Here is an 18,800-nt window from a genome sequence, read left to right on the forward strand (position 1 = left end):
ACCATGGATTTTGCTTTAACTGACGAGCAGCGCATGCTCGAAGAGACGCTCACCCGCTTGGTGGCTGATCAGGTTTCCCCCGAGCAGCGCCGCGCTATGCTGGCCGCTACTCCAAACGGTGATTCTGCACTATGGCGCACCTTTGCCGAGCTGGGCTTGTTGCATATGCCCTTCAGCGAAGATGTAGGTGGTCTAGGCGGCGACGGTACCGACCTGATGATCATTATGCAGGCTCTAGGACACGGTCTGGTGCCAGAGGCCTACCTTGCAGGCCTGGTGCTACCCGGCCAACTGCTGGCACTCACCGCCAACGGCGTACAGCAAACGCGCTGGCTAACCCCCCTGCTTGAAGGCGAACATCAGTTAGCATTTGCCTGGCAGGAGCACAGCGCCCGTTACGATGCCTTTGCCATCTCTACTCAGGCCACCCAGCGAGACGGCCAGTGGCAGTTAAATGGCAGAAAAGATGTGGTACTGAACCTACAAGCCGCCGCTGCAACGCTGGTCACAGCTCGGTTAGATAACGGCAAACTAGGGCTATTCATTGTGCCCACAAATGCTCCTGGCATATCTACGCACCTCTATCGGACTATCGATGATCAGCCTGCCGGTGACCTCACCCTGGAAAACGTTACGCTAACGGTAGAAAACTGTCTGAGCGACGATGTCAGTGACGCACTGGCCGAGGTGCTGGCACTAGGCCGCGCTGCACTGTGTGCCCAAGCCCTCGGCGCAATGGAAGAGGCCTGCGACCAAACCCTCGCCTACCTAAAAGAGCGCAAGCAGTTTGGGCTGCCGCTCGCCACCTTCCAGGCACTCCAGCACCGTATGGTGGATATGCACCTGCACCTTGAGCAGTCCCGCTCGATGGCAATTCTTGCCGCCACCAGTCTTACACTGCCTGCCAGCGAGAGAGATTATAAAATCGCGGCGGCCAAGGCGTACTGCGGCGAGTCGGCGCGTTTTATTGCCGAGCAGGCAATTCAGCTTCATGGGGCGATGGGGATGACTGAAGAGTGCTATGTCGCTAATTACGCTAAGCATCTGGTCATGTTTGATCACTACCTGGGCGACAGCGACTACCATCTTGAAACGGTCAGCGATTTGTTACGCGTCGCCTAAAGAGGACTCAATGCCAGACCACTCCCGCGAATTAATACATGTCAGCGCAATTGATAATGGCATTGTAGAGGTAAGCATTACGCGCCCAGAGGTGCGTAATGCGCTAAATGAAGCTACCGCTCTGGCGCTCAATAAAGCGTTACAGGAAGTGGCCGCCAATAAACAGATACGCTGTGTCATTCTGCGCGGTGAAGGTAGTGCGTTTTGTGCTGGCGCTGACTTGGCGGAGTTTGAAAAGGCGACTTCCCAACCTGCCAGCGAGCGTTTAGAGACGCTTTTTCTACCCGCCCTGCGCAGTTTAATGACGATGAATAAGCCGGTGATTGCGGCGGTCAGCGGTGCTGCTGCCGGTATTGGTGTTTCCTACGTTCTCGCCAGTGATATGGTGATAATGGGCCACTCCGCCTATCTGAAACTTGCCTTTATTAACATAGGGCTCATCCCCGACGGCGGCGCCTGTTGGCATCTTGTGCGTAAGCTTGGACACGCACAGGCGTTTGAGATGGCGGCGCTAGCGACACCAATCACTTCCGAACGATGCGTGGCACTCAGTTTGGCTAACCGAGTCGTCGATGATAACCGGGTACTAGATGACGCTCGTTCGTTGGCGCAAACGCTAGTAACGCAATCCCCCCAGGCCATAAGCGCCACCAAACACGCTTTGCGTGAAGCGGCGCAACGCTCGCTAAATGACACGATGCAATTAGAGGGAAAGCTTCAAGATCAGTGCAAAGCGTCTGAAGACTTTCAAGCGCGGGTTGCGGCGTTTCGTCAAAGCCGACGCAAATGACCCAGTGCTTTCTGGTAATCTGCGTGTAGCGTGGTCACTTCTTCGGCCACGCTATTAAGCGAGGCAATACCCCCCACGCCCTGCCCTGCACCCCATATATCCCGCCAGGCTTTTGCCCTACTGCTACCACCTGAGCCATAGCGCATAGAGGCTTTATCGCCTTCAGGCAGCGCATCAGGGTCTAACCCCGCCTGCTCAATACTTTGCCGCAGATAGTTGCCGTGTACCCCGGTAAACAGATTGGTATAGACAATGTCCCCCGCCTTCGCGTCCAGCACCATCTGCTTATAAGCCGATTGGGCGTTTGCCTCTTTGGTGGCAATAAAGCGCGTGCCCATATATACCAGATCCACTCCTAACGCCTGGGCGGCAACGATTTGTTCACCTTTGGTGATCGCCCCCGCCAGCACCAGCGGGCCGTCGTAAAATCGGCGCACTTCAGCCACAAACGCAAAGGGGTTTAGCCGCCCGGCATGGCCACCTGCGCCATGGCACACCAATATCAAGCCATCCACTCCCGCATCGATCGCTTTCTTGGCATGTCGCAGCGTGGTGACATCATGGAAAACCAGCCCACCGTAGGCATGCACCTGCTCAACCACTCGATTAGGCGCATGCAGACTGGTAATCACCAGCGGCACCTTGAACTCGGCACATAGCGCGACATCGTGCTCCAGTCGATCGTTGGTGGGGTGAACAATTTGATTAACCGCAAAGGGCGCTGAGGGTTTATCCGGGTGCTGCTCGTCATAGTCGGCCAAGGTTTGGGTAATACGCTGTAGCCAATCACGGAGCGCTTCGGCGGGTCGAGCGTTTAATGCTGGAAACGCACCGATAATGCCTGCTTGGCACTGGGCAATCACCAGCTCAGGCCCGGAGACGATAAACATGGGGGAGCCGATCACCGGCAGGGTTAACGAGGCGGTTAGGCGCGTTAGCATGGGGCAACTCGCTGGTTGTTATTGTGATGAAATACCGCAAAAAGCCCCTTTCGGGGCCTTTTGTGAACTGCTTATCAATGTTTTTACAGTTTGCTCTCAAGCTCCGGCAGGATCTCGAACAGATCGCCTACCAAGCCATAATCGGCCACCTGAAAGATCGGCGCTTCGTCGTCTTTGTTGATCGCGACGATCACCTTGGAGTCTTTCATGCCCGCCAGGTGCTGGATGGCACCCGAGATACCCACGGCGATATACAGGTCCGGGGCGACGATCTTGCCGGTCTGGCCGACCTGCATGTCGTTGGGAACAAAACCTGCGTCGACGGCGGCGCGGGAGGCACCAATGGCGGCGCCCAGCTTGTCAGCAATGCCATCCAGCAGCTTAAAGTTCTCGCCGTTGCCCATGCCGCGGCCGCCGGAGATCACCACCTTGGCGCCGCCCAGTTCGGGGCGGTCAGACTTCGCCAGCTCTTCTTTGACAAAACTGGACTGGCTGTTGTCGGCGACAAAATCCACCGCTTCAATCGTGGCGCTGCCGCTTTCACCGACGGCATCAAAGCCGGTGGTACGAATGGTGATCACTTTCAGCGCATCATCACTTTTCACCGTTGCAATGGCGTTACCGGCGTAAATCGGGCGCAGGAAGGTATCGGCACTTTCGACACCCAACACGTCCGATAGCTGGCTGACGTCTTTTAGCGCGGCCAGGCGCGGTAGGACGTTTTTGCCGGTGGTGGAGGCGCTGGCGAGTACGTGGGTGTAGCCATCAGCCAGTTCGACCAGCAGCGCGCCCATGGGCTCGGCGAGTTGATGGGCGTAGACAGCGTTATCCGCGACGCGCACTTTGCTCACGCCGTCGAGTTTGGCGGCGGCGTCGGCCGCAGCTTGAACACTTTCACCGGCGACGAGAACGTCAATATCACCACCACTATATTTTTGAATCAGTTTCGCGGCCGCCACAACGTGGGCCGTGGCGCCGGCCAGGTGGCCTTCGTGTAAATCGGCAAGTACCAGAATGCTCATGGAATCAGCTCCTTTCAAAGCGCTTGTAGCAAAGTACTTGTCTTAAAGAACTTTGGCTTCGTTTTTGAGTTTATCGATCAGCTCATCGACCGAGGCGACTTTAATACCGCCCTTGCGCTCAGCGGGGGATTCCACTTTGAGCAGGCTGACCTTGGAGGCGACGTCGATGCCATAATCGGCGGGGGTTTTCACCTCCAGCGGTTTTTTCTTGGCCTTCATGATGTCGGGGAGCTTGGCGTAGCGGGGCTCATTCAAGCGCAGGTCGGTGGTCACAATCGCGGGCAGCGTCAGGGCGATGGTTTGCAGACCGCCGTCGATTTCCCGGGTAACGTTGAGCTTTTTATCACTTCCGTCGCCACTAATTGTGACTTCTGAGGCAAAGGTGCCTTGGGGCAGGCCAGTCAGCGCGGCGAGCATTTGGCCGGTCTGGTTGTTGTCGGTGTCGATGGCCTGCTTGCCCAGGATGACCAGGCCGGGCTGCTCTTCCTCGACCACTTTGGCCAGCAACTTGGCGACGGCCAGTGATTCGGCGCGTTCATCGGTTTCAATATGGAGGGCACGGTCGGCCCCCAGCGCCAGCGCAGTGCGCAACTGCTCCTGGGCGGCTTTGGGCCCCACGGTGACGACCACGACTTCCGTCGCCACGCCCTTCTCTTTCAGGCGCACCGCCTCTTCCACGGCAATTTCGCAGAAGGGGTTCATGGCCATTTTGACGTTGGTCAGATCGACGTCAGAATGATCCGCCTTAACGCGGATTTTGACGTTGTAGTCGATGACGCGTTTCACCGCGACGAGGATTTTCATAAGGCGTACTCCAATTGCGTAACTAGACAACTATCGATTCTATTGGATATATCGCTATTTATTCCGCATAGCAAAACATTATTTCACTTTATAAAAACACAATAGAAAAATGCTCGCTAAAGGTCAAGCGCTTACTCTCTCGCGGGGTCTTAAACAGGCGTCCACATAAACCACGCAGCCAATAGCGGAATCGAAGCTAACAAGAACCGGCCGTTCCAGCGGTAGCCAATGTGCGTCGCGGGTATACCGGTAAATCGGGATAAAATCAGCATTGATGCCGTCATGGGTGATGACATCAGCGCTAGCGCCCAGCCGACCATAAGCGACGAGCCAATGAGGGGTGGCGTTAGTCCCTCAATGGCTAACTGCGGCAACAGGCCGACTAGCAGCGTTACCGTCACGATAGGGTTAACGCCTACTTGGGCCAGCCCCACCACCATCAGCATGGCCAGCACGGCATTAAAGGCGCCCCACTGGTTTAACACAGTGAGTAGCGGTGCCAACTGCTGGGTATCGACTAACCCGACGCATAAATGTCCCAAGTAGCCCGCCGCCCCTAACACCACAATCTCATTGGCACTAGGCGACAGCAGCCACGGCAACTGACGATGTATCGCGTTAACCGCTGCGGGTAAACCCGCATATCCAAGCCTGCGCCGTTGCCAGGCCAGCCAAATCACCGCTCCCGTAGGTGCACCGAACAGCGCGGCAATAGGTAAGCGCAGTTCCAATAGCCAAGCAATACTAAACACCAGCGCCACAATTCCCATTAGCAGAACGCTAAACTGGGCCAATGGTCGTAACGAGGGTGTCATTGCCTGGGTTTTATTGGCTGGGGGGTGTGGCCCGGTGAGAAAATCAATGGCCCAACCCGCTAGAAAAATAAGTGCCGCTGCGCCCAAAATATACGGCGCAAGCTGTAGCCAGGAGACCTGAGGAAGGCTCGAAAGCACCACCGCCACCCCAATGCCCATGGGGGAAATCAGCGGTGCCAGAGAAAACCCGCGCAGCAGCGCCAGCATCATGCGCCTTTGGCGAGCCTCACGCACCCAAACGCGCCCTTGAGCTGCACCTAAGGTATTGCTTTTCTCAATCATGGCGGCAAACAGATTTAGCACGCCAATGTTGAGAATGATACCAAACAGCGCCGAGCCTAACGATAAAATAGGATAACGACGGCTGGGCGGCTGAAGCAGCATGCTTTTTCCGCAGCGGCGCACTAAACGTGAGCGATAGGCAGGTAAGCGCAGCATGCTCAGCGCGACCACGAAGGTAGCAAAAAACGCAAAACGGCCGCTGGCGTCAAACAGTAACTGGCCAGGGTTAGGCGAACGCCAAAGCGCGAGCAGCGATAGTATAAGGGCTACTAGCAGTAACCCTTTAGCCATCCGCGTTAGCTGGCCCGCCAACATTGATAAATAGAGCAGCAGCGCCGTAATGCCGACTGCCTGCCATAACAGACTACCGATCACCAGATGAAACAGCGTTGCCAGGGTGACCAGTAGTAACAAAGAGACCCGCAGGCGGGCTGGGTTCACTCAGCGGGCTCCCTTGGTTTGTTTTCCGGAAAGCCCTCAGCCGACTCACTACCACTGCGACGGCGAAAGGATCCCTCACCCATCGCGACTAAGTTGCCCTTGTCATCGACAATCTCACCGCTGGTCATATAGGTTTTCTGACCGCCACCGCGCAGCGTACCCGTTGCCCGCAGCACACCTTGCCTGGCAGGCCCAACAAAGGTAGTGGTTAGTGAGAGCGTCATCCCCCGGCGAATATTGCCCGGTACATCACAGTGCAGGCCTGCCAAGCTCAAGGCACTATCCAACATCGACGCCAATACGCCGCCGTGAACATTGCCGCTGCGGTTAAGGTGTTTTGACTCTATGGTGAGTTCAACCACGGCACGGTCTTGCTGCCACTCAACTACGTGCATACCCAGCAGCTCGTGATAGCCCATAAGCGCTTGTTGAGACGACTCCGATTGGCTCATGAAGCGCTCTCCTGCTGCGCCAAATCCCGCAGCCGCCCTTTTAGTATTTTGCCGCTGGCGGTGGATGGTAATGTGTCCATTAATACGATTTGGGTGGGCCGTTTGTAGGGCGCAAGCCGCTCAGCGATAAACGCTTTGAGCTCCGCCATATCAACCTCAACGCCAGGCTCGCACTGCACAAACGCCACTACTTCTTCATTTCCAGCGATTTGACGACCCACAACGGCGGTTAGCGTGACGGCAGGATGTTCATTAATCACCGCTTCCACATCAGGCGGATAGATATTGAATCCTGAGCGGATAATTAGCTCTTTACTGCGTCCGACGATATAAAGCTGATCATCGTGATCGAGCTTGGCGATATCGCCAGTATTAAGCCAGCCGTCTTCAGTTAGGGTGGCACGGGTCGCTTCCGGCTGGCGGAAGTAACCCTTCATAATATTAGGCCCCCGCACCCACAGCTCACCCACCTCGTCACCGGGCTGCACGGAAGTGCCGCTGTCACTAAGGGGCTCTAAGCGATACTCCAGCAGAGGCAACACGCGACCCACGGTACTGTTGGTGTGGCGGTCATCAATACGCGTTTGGCTGATGGTAGGGCTAGCCTCGGTTAAGCCGTAGCCGTTATGCAGCGTCAGGCCAAAGGCTGTCTCCACCCGAACCTTGGTATCGCTATCTAGCGGTGAACCACCTGCGGAGATATAAATCAGCTCAGGCGCTTCTAACGGCAGCTGTTCGCGCTTTAAAAACTCCAGCGCGCGGGCATACATCGCGGGCACGCCCTGGAGAACGGTAATTCGCTCTTGCTTGAGTGTTGCCAGCAGTTGGGCGGCATCAAAACGCGGCACGGTATATAGGCAGGCACCGTTGTATAGCGATCCCATACAGACAGATGAAAGACCAAACACATGGGACATTGGCAGCACGCCATACACCCGCTGCCCTTCACTCAAGTGGCGCATGCCACCTGAAATCGAAGCGATATAAAGAATCCCACGGTGGGTCAGCATTACCCCTTTAGGCGTGCCGGTAGTGCCTGAGGTGTAGATCATTGCCGCGACCTGTTCGGTACCGTTTGCGAACACTGGCTCGGGCTCACTCTCAAACAGCGGTGAAAGCGCCAGCCCACCCAACTGAGGATGCTGGTATCGGTCAGCGGCGTTACGCTCGGCGTGCTGACACGCCTCTGGTGAGGCATCGCAGGTATAGAACACGCGGCGAGGCAGGCAATTACCCTGAATCAGATCAACTTCCTGTGCTGAGAGGCGAGAATTGACAATCGCTACCCATACATCCAATTCGCTGGCAGCAAGCAGCAGGACAACCAGGGCACGGCAGTTTTCACTCACTGTCATAATGCGATCGCCTGGGCGAATACCCATTGCGCCTAACCACTCACAGGCGGCGGCTATTTCCTGGCCAAGCTCCGCATAGCTCCAGCGTACATTGCCATCCACAATGGCGGGCTGCTCAGCCAAACGTTTAGCATTTTCAAGCACACGGGTACTGAGCCGGTCAGGAAGTTCAGCCACCAGCTCACTGGCAAGGCGGCCAAAAATATTTTCGTCCGGTGCTTGGTAGGGAACCGACAAAGCCATTAGGACGCCTCCCGCACCATATTCCGGGCAATAACGATTTGCTGAATCTGGGTGGTGCCTTCGTAAATGCGGAATAGCCGCACATCACGATAAAACCGCTCAACCGCGTACTCGGACATGTATCCCGCACCGCCATGCACCTGTACCGCGCGGTCAGCCACACGGCCAACCATTTCAGCGCAGAACAGCTTGCAGCAAGAAGCCAGTGTTGAGACATTTTCACCGTCATCTTTGCGTCGTGCAGCATCCATCACCATGGTTTTGCCTGCATAGGCTTCAGTTTTACTATCCGCCAGCATGGCTTGAATCAATTGGTGCTCGGCAAGCGCGGCGCCAAACTGCTTACGCTCCATGGTGTAGCGCAGTGACTCTTCCACCAAGCGCTCGGCCACACCAACGCAGACCGCTGAAATATGTAGTCGCCCGCGATCTAGTACTTTCATTGCCGTTTTAAAGCCTTGGCCCTCTTTACCACCAATAATATTTTCAGCGGGCACTCGGCAGTTGTCGAAAATAATGTCACAGGTATGGGCGCCCTTCTGCCCCATCTTGTTATCCGCTGGCCCACGGATTAACCCAGGAGTATCGCCTTCCACAATAAAGGCTGAGATGCCGCCCGCGCCTTTATTAGCGGGGTCAGTGCGCGCCATTACGGTGAACAGGTCGGCTTCTGGGCCATTGGTGATGTAGCGTTTGGTACCATTCAAAATATAGTGATCGCCATCACGCACCGCCGTCGTACGCAGACTGGCAGCGTCGGAGCCTGAATCTGGCTCGGTGAGGCAAAACGAGCTAAGAATCTCACCTGTGGCCAAACGCGGCACATACTTGGCTTTCTGCTCGCAAGTACCATCAATCAAAATACCCTGGGCACCAATGCCGTTGTTGGTGCCAAACACTGAGCGAAAGGCGGGAGATGTTTTGCCAATCTCCATCGCCACCAGCGCTTCTTCTTCCATGGTCAGGCCTAGGCCGCCGTACTCCTCTGGAATCGATAGCCCGAAAAGTCCCATCTCTTTCATTTCCGCAAGAATTTCCGGGGGCACCGCATCCTCTTCGGCTAACCGTGCCTCATTGGGAATTAGGCGCTCACGGACAAAACGGGCGATGGTGTCGACAAGCTGGTTAATTAATTCGGGATCGCGAATCATGAAGGCTCCTGGTGGCAACAGTTTTTATCATTAGCGTTTTATCATTAGAAGTAGCGCTAAGCGTGGACAGTGCGCATATTTTGCATAGCAAAACTATTGTCCACTATTCTTGTCAGGCACTTTTGCATAGCCTAGGATGGCAGTCAATAATTGAAACACCATTTTGCAATGCAGAATTACAATGCATAAAGCCCCCCATTTGCAGAGAGGATTTAGCGTATGGCTAATGAACCAACACCTTCGCCTTTCACCACGCTTGGTATTGTCGGCACTGGCGCCATGGGTCGCGGTATCGCGCAGTTGGCCGCCCAAGCAGGCCTCGACGTCATGCTGTTCGATGTGAAGGAGGGTGCTGTACAAGAAGCCAAAACGTTTATAAATGGCCTATGGCAGCGAAGCGCTGAAAAGCAGCGCATCACTAACGAACAAGCACAGCACTATGGCCAGCGGTTGATTGAAGCAGGTGAGCTTAACTCCCTCGCCCCCTGCGATATTGTCGTCGAAGCGATTGTTGAGAAACTGGAGGCAAAGCAGGGGCTATTTAGCGATTTAGAAGCCATCGTCAGCCAGCAGACCGTATTGGCGACCAATACCTCTTCCCTCTCAGTCACGGCCATTGCCGCTACCTGCCAGCATCCGGAGCGGGTGATCGGCTTTCACTTTTTCAACCCCGTGCCGCTGATGAAAATTGCCGAGGTTATTCCTGGCCTGCGCACGGCAGAGGACGTTACCCAACGGGTTAATGCCTTAGGCGGAGCCATGGGCCACTTTACTGCCCAGACCACCGACACACCTGGGTTTCTGGTTAACCATGCCGGGCGTGCCTTCGGTACCGAAGCGCTGCGCATTTTAGGGGAAAGCGTTACCGACCCAGCCACCATTGACCGAATCATGGTCGATCAAGGCGGGTTCCGAATGGGACCCTTTACGCTGCTCGATCTGACCGGGTTGGATGTTTCCCACGCGGTAATGGAGTCGGTTTATCACCAGTATTATGAGGAGGCGCGCTTTCGCCCTTCACCGTTAACGCGGCAACGCCTGGCCGCAGGCTTGCTCGGTCGCAAAACCGGCGAAGGCTTTTACCGCTATATAGAAGGCAAGCAACAGATACCGGATGAACCTGCCATCGCTTCTGCTTCACCTTGCCCAATATGGATCAGCCAGGACGCCCCTGAAAGCGCCAACGCGTTAGCCGCGCTAGTGAACGCGGCTGGCTGGCCGTTAGAGATCGACGCGCAGCCTACTGAACAAGCCCTCTGCCTGCTTACTCCCTTTGGAGAAGATGCTACTAGCTGCGCACTCCGCCAGGGGCTAGACGCCAAGCAGTGCGTGGCGGTGGATATGCTGGCTGGGCTTGATAAACGTCGCAGCCTAATGGCCACACCGGTGACTCAATCAACTTTCATTCAGGCAGCGCAAAGCCTGCTCAATCACGATGGTACGCCGGTGAGCACGCTTCAAGACAGTAACGGCTTCGTTCTGCAGCGCGTTATTGCCTGCATCGTTAACGTCGGTGCCGACATTGCCCAGCAGGGTGTCGCCGCTCCCGCCACTATTGACCGGGCGGTTGAGCTTGGCTTGGGCTACCCTTTCGGTCCTCTGCGCATGGGCGACCATTACGGCGCCACACGCATTATGACAATACTGACCAACCTACTTGATGCCACAGGCGACCCACGCTATCGGCCAAGCCCCTGGTTGCGCCGCCGTGCCGCACTGCAAATGCCGCTAACCGCTGCTTAACGCCCACCAATAACAAGGAGCACCACCATGCAAGACGCCTATATTTACGACGGTTTACGCACCCCGTTTGGTCGCCACGGCGGCAGTTTAGCGGCTATTCGACCTGATGAACTACTTGGCTTAACGCTTAAAGCACTGGTAGCCCGTAATCCCTTTGCGCCAGAAAGCTATGAAGAGGTGTTGGCGGGGTGTACTAACCAGGCAGGTGAAGATTCCCGTAACGTGGCTCGCCATGGTGCGCTTTTGGCTGGCCTCCCTATCGAAGTAGCGGGACAAACCGTGAACAGACTTTGCGGTAGTGGCTTAGCAGCGATGATGGATGCCGCTCGGGCAACGCGGCTGGGCGAAGGCGAGCTATTTCTCGCGGGTGGTGTGGAGTCCATGTCCCGTGCGCCCTATGTATTGGGCAAAGCGGACTCCCCTTACGCTCGCAATCAGCCGATGTACGATACAGTGATTGGCTCACGCTTTCCCAACCCCTGGATTGCCAAAGAGTACGGCAGCCACAGCATGCCGGAAACCGCCGACAACATAGCCCACGACCTCAACATTGACCGTGAGGCCAGCGATGCTTTTGCCGCCCGCTCCCAAGCCCGCTATGCCCAAGCGCTGGCCGCCGGTTTTTACGGCGATGAGATGTTTGGCGTTGAGGTTCCCCAAGGACGCAAGCAGCCGCCACTATTGGTAGATAAAGATGAACACCCACGCCCCCAAAGCACCCAAGACAAGCTGGCCCAACTGGGTGCCCTGTTTGAAGGCGGTGTCGTCACCGCCGGTAATGCCTCAGGCCTGAATGACGGCGCCGCGGCGCTGATTGTTGGCACCCAGGCTGCTGGCGAGCGTGTGGGCTTAACGCCCCGCGCGCGCATTGTCGCCAGCGCCGTTGCCGGAGTTGCGCCACGCGTGATGGGCTTGGGACCGGTTCCTGCTTCGCAAAAAGCACTTGCACGTGCGGGCCTTACCCTTGAGCAAATGGACGTTATCGAAATTAATGAAGCCTTTGCTGTTCAGGTGCTTGGCTGCGTGCAGCAGTTGGGGCTTTCTGTCGATGACCCACGCCTGAACGCCAATGGTGGTGCAATCGCCATCGGCCATCCGCTGGGTGCTTCAGGGGCACGCCTGGCCCTAACGGCACTGCGTCAGCTTGAAGCCACCGGCGGCCGCTACGCATTAGTCACTATGTGCATTGGTGTGGGTCAGGGTATCGCCACCATTATTGAGCGCCTGGACGGCTGAGTTAATTTCAAACCGCCACCTTTTCGTTGATGGGCATAACAGCTGCGCCTAAGTAGATATGCGATACTGGGCGCGATAAGCCACCAATTGTTGGGACACTGAATGCACCCCACTGACACTGATGCTGACGACCCACAGCTGCCAGGAAAAGATCGTAACTTTGTGACCGCGCTCGCGCGCGGTTTAGAGTTGCTGCGCGCCTTTGGCGCTGGTGAAGAGTATCTAGGCAATGCCGAACTCTCCAACCGAACGAATATCCCCCGCCCCACGGTTTCAAGGTTAACCTATACCCTTACCCAGCTCGGCTATTTGCAGCACAACACCCATCTGGAAAAATACCGCCTTGGACCAGGTGTCTTAGCCTTGGGGTATCGTTTTCTCGCCAACATGGGCATTCGTGAAATTGCCCGCCCGCATCTGCAGAAATTCGCCGATGCCACCGACTGCAACGTTAGCCTGGGCGGCGCCGACCGCAGCGATATGGTGTATTTGGAAACCTGCCACGGCCATGGCCCTCTGATCATTCGTTTAGATGCTGGCTCACGCTTGCCCATTGCCACCTCAGCAATTGGACGTGCTTGGCTTTGCGGCTTATCTGACGAACGCCGCCAACAGGTACTCAATGAACTGGCTGGCGTATATGGAAAGGAGTGGCCGCAATATGAAAAAGGTATCAAACAAAGCTTGCTCGACTATGCGCAATACGGCTTTTGTCTTTCAGAGCAAGACTGGCAGCGCGATATCAGCGCCGTAGCGATGCCACTGATACTGGAGGACGGTGCGGAAGTGATGGCGATAAATTGCGGTGGATCGAGCCTTCGTTTGGATCACGACCGGTTGGTGAATAACCTCGGCCCGCGTCTCAAAGAAGTTGCCAATCAGATAAAGCAGGAATTGGCGCCCAGATATCGATCTACAAGGTAGGCACCACCTTAGGAAAGCTTTAACTAACGCTCGTTTGAATGCATCATACTCCTCTAAACCAGCGCATTAATATTATTAGCGCCAAGGAGTGGGGATGCCAAGCGAGTGGATTGCGCGCCATGATCAAACGTTAGCGCTAAAAGGCGAGTGGACGCTTGCCAATTATCGCGATATTAAAGCCCAAACCGAGGCTCAACGTGAGTCTGATAAGGCGGCGCATGAAACGGTCTCCTTAGCCGCGATTACGCGCCTTGATACCGCCGGTGCCGTGCTTATTATTGAGCTTATCGGCGTTGCAAAAGCGCAAAAAGTGGCTGAATGGGCGAGTGAGCTGCCAACAGAGCAACAGGCTCTGCTTGTGCGTATTGCCGAGGCAATGGAAGCGCCGCTTGAAGTTGAAACGCCCTCTTATTCACGCATCAGCCAAGCGGTTGCCACCGTAGGCAAACAAATGGTGGGGCTTTGGTCCCAGCAGTGCCAGCTACTGGCCTTTATTGGTCTGGTCATTGCTACCCTATTCCAACTGATTTTACGGCCAAGCCGTTGGCGAGTGACCGCCACGGTGGCCCATGTTCAACAGAGCGGTCTTAATGCGGTACCCATCGTCGCCCTGCTGACGTTTATGGTGGGTGCCGTGGTGGCTTTTTTAGGCGCTACCGTGTTGCAGGACTTTGGAGCCACGGTGTATACCATCGACCTTGTGGCGTTCTCTTTTCTACGTGAATTCGGCGTTCTTCTTGCCGCCATACTGTTAGCTGGCCGAACCGCCAGCGCCTTTACAGCCCAGATTGGTGCCATGAAATCCAACGAAGAGATCGATGCTCTTCAAGCGCAAGGGCTAGACCCTATCGAGCTTTTGGTGCTGCCTCGGGTAATGGCGATGTTAATTAGCCTCCCCATGCTGGCATTTGTAGGAATGCTCAGCGGTTTGGCAGGCGGTGCCATGGTCGCCACCTTATCGTTAGATATTTCCATTGCCCAGTTTATGAACACGCTGCAAAAAGACGTATCGGTGACACACTTTTTAGTAGGCCTTAGCAAAGCCCCGGTGTTTGCATTTGTGATTGCCGTTATTGGCTGCCTGGAAGGCTTTAAGGTTAGCGGCAGCGCCCAATCCGTGGGCGCTCATACAACCTCTAGCGTCGTACAGTCGATTTTTATGGTGATTCTGATTGATGCTCTCGCCGCACTATTCTTCATGGAGATGGGCTGGTGATGCATTCAGATAAATCCATAGAGTCAAACAACCAACCCGTTATTAAGGTACGGGGATTGGTCAACAGCTTCGGCACCCATGTCGTTCACGAAGACTTGGATCTGACCCTTGAGCGCGGCGAAATTCTGGGCGTCGTGGGCGGTTCAGGTACCGGTAAATCGGTGCTTTTGCGCAGTATTGTCGGCTTAAAACGCCCCAATGGCGGCACGGTAGAAGTCCTTGGCACCACGCTTAACGAGCTCAGCGAAAAAGAGCGTAGTCATATTGAGCGCCGCTTTGGTGTGTTATTCCAACGGGGTGCGCTATTTAGCTCATTGAGCTTACAAGAGAATATTGCTCTTCCGCTAATTGAGCACGCCAAGCTACCCCGTGAAGACGCCGAGCATCTTGCCAGGGTGAAACTTTCACTGGTCGGCCTCCCTCCTCAAGCAGCACTGCAATTTCCCGAGTCACTGTCTGGGGGCATGGTCAAACGAGCAGCCTTGGCTCGCGCCTTAGCGCTTGATCCTGACATTCTTTTTCTCGATGAGCCTACCGCTGGGCTTGACCCTATCGGCGCTGCGGCCTTCGATCAATTACTGGTAACCCTGCGCAATGCACTGGGGTTCAGCGTTTTCCTGGTGACCCATGACCTGGATACGCTCTACGCCGCCTGTGATCGGGTTGCCGTGCTCTCGCAGAAACGCGTATTAGTCGTAGATACCATTGATAAAGTGGCGGACACCGACGACGAGTGGGTTCAAGACTACTTTCACGGGCCGCGCGGTCGAGCCGCTCAGCGTGCTCATACCGCCTCTTCAACGAATGCTTACACTCAGGAGTGAGGGTCGATGGAAACCCGCGCGCATCACGTTTTGATAGGTCTGTTCACACTGGGAACCGCCGTCGCGGCGCTACTGTTTGCACTATGGATGAGCTACGCAGCCGGTGAACGTAGCTACCAGCCTTACCGTATTCTTTTTGAGCGCAGCGTCAGCGGCTTATCGGTCGGCAGCCGAGTGCAATATAACGGTATTGAGGTGGGGGACGTTACCGAGCTGAACCTCAATCCTGATGACCCACGGCAGGTGATTGCCCATATCCGGGTGTATGACGACGCGCCAGTCAAAACGGATACACGTGCAAAACTCGCCTTCGCAAGCATCACCGGCAGCATGTCGGTTCAGTTACACGGGGGAACCCCGGAAAGCCCACGATTGGTCGATCAAACCCGTGACGAGGCCCCTTTTATCCAAGCAGACCCTTCACCCATCGCAACGCTGTTTGACGAAGGTGAGGATATGATTGAGAACATCAACTCGATTTTACAGAGCGTTAACAAGCTGTTTGATGATAACAATCGCGAGCAGGCTGGGAGTATTTTAACTAACATCGCCCAAATTACTGAGATGATTGCCACTCAGCAGCAAGCACTGGATGAGAACATGGCGCTCTTTGGCAACGCTTCCCGTCAGGCAACCACCACCCTTGCCAGCATTGATGCACTCAGCCAAGAAGCAACCCTACTGCTACGCGAGGACGGGAGGATAGTGATGCAGAGTGCCGCCGATGCAAGTCGCGATGTGGCGCGTGCGGCCCAGCGAATTGAACAGTTAGTGGAAACTAACGCTGGTGCTATTGAGGGCAGCTTGCAGGGTGCACAAAATATTGCGCCAGCGCTCTCTTCACTGCGCTCTACGCTGAGTACGCTAGACCGTATTACCCGCCAGTTAGAGGAGAGCCCGACGGATTTCTTCCTGGGCCGTGACCAGGTCGAGGAGTTCCGCCCATGAAATTACGTATCACCGCCATAGTTCTCATCAGTGCTGCGCTAGTATTCAATGCGGGCTGCTCCATTCTGCCTGAAAGCGAACCTGCGACGCTTTACCGTTTGCCTGCGAGTGATTTGTCGTCTACAGCTGTTTCATCCAATACGGCTAGCCTACGTCTTGGTATTGCCGATCCAGAAGCGGGCCATTTAATCAGCAGCAACCGAATTGTGGTCTACCCAGAGAGGAATGTGGTCAATGTGTATGAGGGTGCCCGCTGGCATGAAGATGCAACTGACTTACTCCAGGCGAGGTTGATTATGGGCTTACAGCAGAGCCAACTATTTGCCGGTGTAGGTAGTGACCGCTTACCGCATGACCTGCTGCTACTCAGTGAATTGCGCCACTTTCAAAGCAATTATGTGACCACCCCTCCCACGGTAGAGATACAACTCGATGTACAGCTGGTAGGCACTCAGAACCAAACACCTCTTGCCGCCAAGAATTTCAGCACTCGCGCGCAAGCGAGCAGCGTCGATATTGCCGATGTGGTTGATGCCTTTGGTCTTGCCAGCGATGAACTGACTGAACAACTGGCAGTCTGGTTAGCGCAGCAGGCTGATATGGCTCACAGACCAAATCGCTAATCAACCGAGTCCTGACTGGTTTGATATTTTCTCACATACTCTCGCGGGTCGCGGGGGTAGTAGCGCTCAGGCTGCTTTTCCATGTGGGGGAAGTAGCGCGTATCCTTGTAGGGCATCTTCATGAAGCCGGACACCCCTAACCCTTCAATTTGATTAACCGACGCAAGAATACTCGCCAGCAGCGTGCGAAACTCATGCTCCTTGGCAGGATCCAGCAATCGGTAGTAGCTATGGATTTTGAGGTGCTGTGGTAACGCTTCAAAAATAATCATGCCGGTGTGGTGAATATCGTTAAGTTGTTGAAGCACATGCATTATCGATTCAGGAAGCACAAGTAGCTCTTCTGGATCGGGGCCATCTTCAAAATAACTGTGCTGACGGGTGCGATCCTCAAGCTCTGGCACTGAGCTTAGTTCATAGCTAATCGCCATACTTGGCTCGCTGATAAAAGCATGGTCGGCTGATACGCGCTCTAAGTGTAGCGTCTGGCGAGCGTTAAATAGGCAGCTTTTAAATACTCCTTGGCGATGAATGGCCCTCGCCAAGTGCACCATGTTATTTACTGCTTCTATAAAGGCAGGCTTGAGTGCGGGGTCGTGTAGATTTAGCGAAGAGTCGATATATACCCCTTCCCGCTCCCAGCGCACCGCCAAACCGCCCACCACGGGATATTTACCTAAACGGCTTACCGAGGCCAAAAATGCCTTTTCGGTCTCGCCCATGCCTTGCATAAACTGCTTGTAATAACGATCCAGCTGCACATCGTTAACGTCATTAAGGGTTTCCTGCACATTCGCTTCGCGAAGAAACGCTTTGCGTGAGCTATACACAACGGTGTCAATTTCCTGCTGAGCCGGGCGGCCCCATACAGGTACCAGCGGTACATCAAGAGATGCGGGGAGGTCAATCATCACGACTCTGGCCATTCGTGCCATATGGTGTAAAAAATAGTCGCCCGCTTTGCGCCGAACGTAAGCGTCTGGGTCGAGCATACCGTCCAATGTGCGCGCAAACTCCATCGGCAAGCCCAGCGAGCTGGCAGGAATAGCCCGGTGCCCAAATCGGCAGGACTGGGCAGAAGCAAGAGCATACAGAGTGCCCGCAACGCCCTGCTCATCAAACCTTGGCGAAGAGAGCGCGCCGTTCAACTGCTCCTCTCCGATAAAGTAAACATCCCCTAAGCGGGCATTGGTTTGCTGCAGATTATCCGACATCAGCTCCATCACGTTGGCGCCCACAAATTGTAGCTGAGCATCTAGCTGAGCAAATACCGATGAGCCCCAGTCGATTAGCGCGATAGACTCCTGCTCGGCGTCATACACCAAGTTGGATGGTTTGATATCGCCATGCACTACTGGCCGTGCTTGTGGCCCCGTCTCCCGGCGCAAGGCAATCAGGATATCGGCCAACTGCGCGGCAATGCGCACGATCAGACGGGGAGAGAGGCGCCCCTGCTTAAGCGACACCTGCTCTAGATTCCAGCCGGGGGCACGCTCCATCACCAATATTGATTGGCCCCGGGAGCGCTGATAGGTGATCAAACCGGGGATACGTGGATGTGAAACTTGATCGAGCATAAACGCCTCTTCTTCGAGGCGCTCTTGCAGATGGGTGGGTAGAGTGATGCGCGAGAACTTAAATACGTAGTTTGGGTTTGCTCCCGCGCCAACATTGGGCAAGCTGCCAGCAAATACAAAGCCGTAAGCCCCCTTACCGATTAACTCGATGCCTTGATAGCCCAACTGGGTGAGCTGCGCCTGGCACAGCGCCACCCAATCTTTAAGTTTGCGGGCATCGTGATGGCTCAGCAGATATACCGACTGCTCTTCGGGTATATAAAACTGCTGAAGCGGCGCCTGGGGCATGGT

17 protein-coding genes are annotated in these 18,800 nt (G+C 55.2%); 9 read left to right on the plus strand and 8 right to left on the minus strand.

Translation table 11 applies throughout. The features are described from left to right. The first annotated feature begins 3 nt into the window (after positions 1–3). Together Q3Y66_RS10200 and Q3Y66_RS10205 are read left to right on the plus strand one after the other, a co-directional pair. The gene (locus Q3Y66_RS10200; RefSeq protein WP_008956900.1) at positions 4–1,122 is read left to right on the plus strand and encodes an acyl-CoA dehydrogenase family protein; all 1,119 of its coding nucleotides are present in this window, start codon (positions 4–6) and stop codon (positions 1,120–1,122) included. 10 nt (positions 1,123–1,132) lie between these two features. Further along, the gene (locus tag Q3Y66_RS10205) at positions 1,133–1,912 is read left to right on the plus strand and encodes an enoyl-CoA hydratase/isomerase family protein (protein ID WP_008956899.1); all 780 of its coding nucleotides are present in this window, start codon (positions 1,133–1,135) and stop codon (positions 1,910–1,912) included. On the opposite strand, the gene Q3Y66_RS10210 is transcribed toward Q3Y66_RS10205, so the two are convergent. The 7 genes from Q3Y66_RS10210 to Q3Y66_RS10240 all read right to left on the minus strand — a co-directional run bounded on the left by Q3Y66_RS10210 (position 1,894) and on the right by Q3Y66_RS10240 (position 9,418). Next, the gene (locus Q3Y66_RS10210; RefSeq protein WP_008956898.1) at positions 1,894–2,853 is read right to left on the minus strand and encodes a nitronate monooxygenase family protein; all 960 of its coding nucleotides are present in this window, start codon (positions 2,851–2,853) and stop codon (positions 1,894–1,896) included. The genes Q3Y66_RS10205 and Q3Y66_RS10210 overlap by 19 nt on opposite strands. Before the next feature lie 83 nt (positions 2,854–2,936). Then, positions 2,937–3,875, minus strand: coding sequence for an electron transfer flavoprotein subunit alpha/FixB family protein (locus Q3Y66_RS10215; protein ID WP_008956897.1), 939 nt, complete (start codon positions 3,873–3,875; stop codon positions 2,937–2,939). Between the two features lie 42 nt (positions 3,876–3,917). Further along, positions 3,918–4,679 carry an electron transfer flavoprotein subunit beta/FixA family protein gene (locus tag Q3Y66_RS10220; RefSeq protein WP_008956896.1) on the minus strand — a complete coding sequence of 254 codons (762 nt, stop codon included), beginning with the start codon at positions 4,677–4,679 and terminating at the stop codon, positions 3,918–3,920. Positions 4,680–4,828: 149 nt separating this feature from the next. Then, on the minus strand, positions 4,829–6,217 hold the full coding sequence (locus Q3Y66_RS10225; RefSeq protein WP_008956895.1) for a hypothetical protein: 1,389 nt from the start codon (positions 6,215–6,217) through the stop codon (positions 4,829–4,831). Further along, positions 6,214–6,669 carry a PaaI family thioesterase gene (locus tag Q3Y66_RS10230; protein WP_008956894.1) on the minus strand — a complete coding sequence of 152 codons (456 nt, stop codon included), beginning with the start codon at positions 6,667–6,669 and terminating at the stop codon, positions 6,214–6,216. Before Q3Y66_RS10230 ends, Q3Y66_RS10225 begins: the two co-directional genes overlap by 4 nt. Then, positions 6,666–8,267: a class I adenylate-forming enzyme family protein gene (locus Q3Y66_RS10235; protein ID WP_008956893.1), complete on the minus strand. Its 1,602-nt coding sequence runs from the start codon at positions 8,265–8,267 to the stop codon at positions 6,666–6,668. Before Q3Y66_RS10235 ends, Q3Y66_RS10230 begins: the two co-directional genes overlap by 4 nt. After that, positions 8,267–9,418, minus strand: a complete 1,152-nt coding sequence (locus Q3Y66_RS10240) for an acyl-CoA dehydrogenase family protein (protein ID WP_008956892.1) — start codon at positions 9,416–9,418, stop codon at positions 8,267–8,269. The genes Q3Y66_RS10235 and Q3Y66_RS10240 overlap by 1 nt, the downstream gene beginning before the upstream one ends. A 219-nt stretch (positions 9,419–9,637) precedes the next feature. Between Q3Y66_RS10240 and Q3Y66_RS10245 the strand changes: the two genes are divergently transcribed. The 7 genes from Q3Y66_RS10245 to Q3Y66_RS10275 all read left to right on the plus strand — a co-directional run bounded on the left by Q3Y66_RS10245 (position 9,638) and on the right by Q3Y66_RS10275 (position 16,932). Then, positions 9,638–11,161 (plus strand): 3-hydroxyacyl-CoA dehydrogenase, encoded by a 1,524-nt coding sequence (locus tag Q3Y66_RS10245; RefSeq protein WP_008956891.1) that lies wholly within the window; start codon positions 9,638–9,640, stop codon positions 11,159–11,161. 27 nt (positions 11,162–11,188) lie between these two features. After that, the gene (locus tag Q3Y66_RS10250) at positions 11,189–12,397 is read left to right on the plus strand and encodes a 3-oxoadipyl-CoA thiolase (protein WP_008956890.1); all 1,209 of its coding nucleotides are present in this window, start codon (positions 11,189–11,191) and stop codon (positions 12,395–12,397) included. Positions 12,398–12,499: 102 nt separating this feature from the next. Next, positions 12,500–13,321, plus strand: coding sequence for an IclR family transcriptional regulator (locus tag Q3Y66_RS10255; protein WP_008956889.1), 822 nt, complete (start codon positions 12,500–12,502; stop codon positions 13,319–13,321). A 94-nt stretch (positions 13,322–13,415) separates the two neighbouring features. Further along, entirely contained in the window at positions 13,416–14,537 is a 1,122-nt protein-coding gene (locus Q3Y66_RS10260; protein ID WP_008956888.1) for an ABC transporter permease, read from the plus strand. Beyond that, complete coding sequence (locus Q3Y66_RS10265) at positions 14,537–15,361, plus strand: ABC transporter ATP-binding protein (RefSeq protein ID WP_008956887.1); 825 nt, start codon at positions 14,537–14,539, stop codon at positions 15,359–15,361. Before Q3Y66_RS10260 ends, Q3Y66_RS10265 begins: the two co-directional genes overlap by 1 nt. A gap of 6 nt (positions 15,362–15,367) precedes the next feature. Continuing rightward, positions 15,368–16,309, plus strand: a complete 942-nt coding sequence (locus Q3Y66_RS10270) for an MlaD family protein (RefSeq protein WP_008956886.1) — start codon at positions 15,368–15,370, stop codon at positions 16,307–16,309. Then, complete coding sequence (locus tag Q3Y66_RS10275) at positions 16,306–16,932, plus strand: ABC-type transport auxiliary lipoprotein family protein (protein ID WP_008956885.1); 627 nt, start codon at positions 16,306–16,308, stop codon at positions 16,930–16,932. The genes Q3Y66_RS10270 and Q3Y66_RS10275 overlap by 4 nt, the downstream gene beginning before the upstream one ends. Here the strand turns inward: Q3Y66_RS10275 and Q3Y66_RS10280 are convergent. Further along, on the minus strand, positions 16,929–18,797 hold the full coding sequence (locus Q3Y66_RS10280; protein ID WP_008956884.1) for a phosphotransferase: 1,869 nt from the start codon (positions 18,795–18,797) through the stop codon (positions 16,929–16,931). The genes Q3Y66_RS10275 and Q3Y66_RS10280 overlap by 4 nt on opposite strands. Positions 18,798–18,800: the final 3 nt, after the last annotated feature.

Source organism: Halomonas sp. HAL1, assembly GCF_030544485.1.
Classification (GTDB): Bacteria; Pseudomonadota; Gammaproteobacteria; order Pseudomonadales; family Halomonadaceae; genus Vreelandella; species Vreelandella arctica.

Coding starts and splice junctions, on each gene's coding strand:
- Q3Y66_RS10200 (WP_008956900.1), top strand. CDS start 4: ATGGATTTTGCTTTAACTGACGAGCAGCGCATGCTCGAAGAGACGCTC.
- Q3Y66_RS10205 (WP_008956899.1), top strand. CDS start 1,133: ATGCCAGACCACTCCCGCGAATTAATACATGTCAGCGCAATTGATAAT.
- Q3Y66_RS10210 (WP_008956898.1), bottom strand. CDS start 2,853: ATGCTAACGCGCCTAACCGCCTCGTTAACCCTGCCGGTGATCGGCTCC.
- Q3Y66_RS10215 (WP_008956897.1), bottom strand. CDS start 3,875: ATGAGCATTCTGGTACTTGCCGATTTACACGAAGGCCACCTGGCCGGC.
- Q3Y66_RS10220 (WP_008956896.1), bottom strand. CDS start 4,679: ATGAAAATCCTCGTCGCGGTGAAACGCGTCATCGACTACAACGTCAAA.
- Q3Y66_RS10230 (WP_008956894.1), bottom strand. CDS start 6,669: ATGAGCCAATCGGAGTCGTCTCAACAAGCGCTTATGGGCTATCACGAG.
- Q3Y66_RS10235 (WP_008956893.1), bottom strand. CDS start 8,267: ATGGCTTTGTCGGTTCCCTACCAAGCACCGGACGAAAATATTTTTGGC.
- Q3Y66_RS10240 (WP_008956892.1), bottom strand. CDS start 9,418: ATGATTCGCGATCCCGAATTAATTAACCAGCTTGTCGACACCATCGCC.
- Q3Y66_RS10245 (WP_008956891.1), top strand. CDS start 9,638: ATGGCTAATGAACCAACACCTTCGCCTTTCACCACGCTTGGTATTGTC.
- Q3Y66_RS10250 (WP_008956890.1), top strand. CDS start 11,189: ATGCAAGACGCCTATATTTACGACGGTTTACGCACCCCGTTTGGTCGC.
- Q3Y66_RS10255 (WP_008956889.1), top strand. CDS start 12,500: ATGCACCCCACTGACACTGATGCTGACGACCCACAGCTGCCAGGAAAA.
- Q3Y66_RS10260 (WP_008956888.1), top strand. CDS start 13,416: ATGCCAAGCGAGTGGATTGCGCGCCATGATCAAACGTTAGCGCTAAAA.
- Q3Y66_RS10265 (WP_008956887.1), top strand. CDS start 14,537: ATGCATTCAGATAAATCCATAGAGTCAAACAACCAACCCGTTATTAAG.
- Q3Y66_RS10270 (WP_008956886.1), top strand. CDS start 15,368: ATGGAAACCCGCGCGCATCACGTTTTGATAGGTCTGTTCACACTGGGA.
- Q3Y66_RS10275 (WP_008956885.1), top strand. CDS start 16,306: ATGAAATTACGTATCACCGCCATAGTTCTCATCAGTGCTGCGCTAGTA.
- Q3Y66_RS10280 (WP_008956884.1), bottom strand. CDS start 18,797: ATGCCCCAGGCGCCGCTTCAGCAGTTTTATATACCCGAAGAGCAGTCG.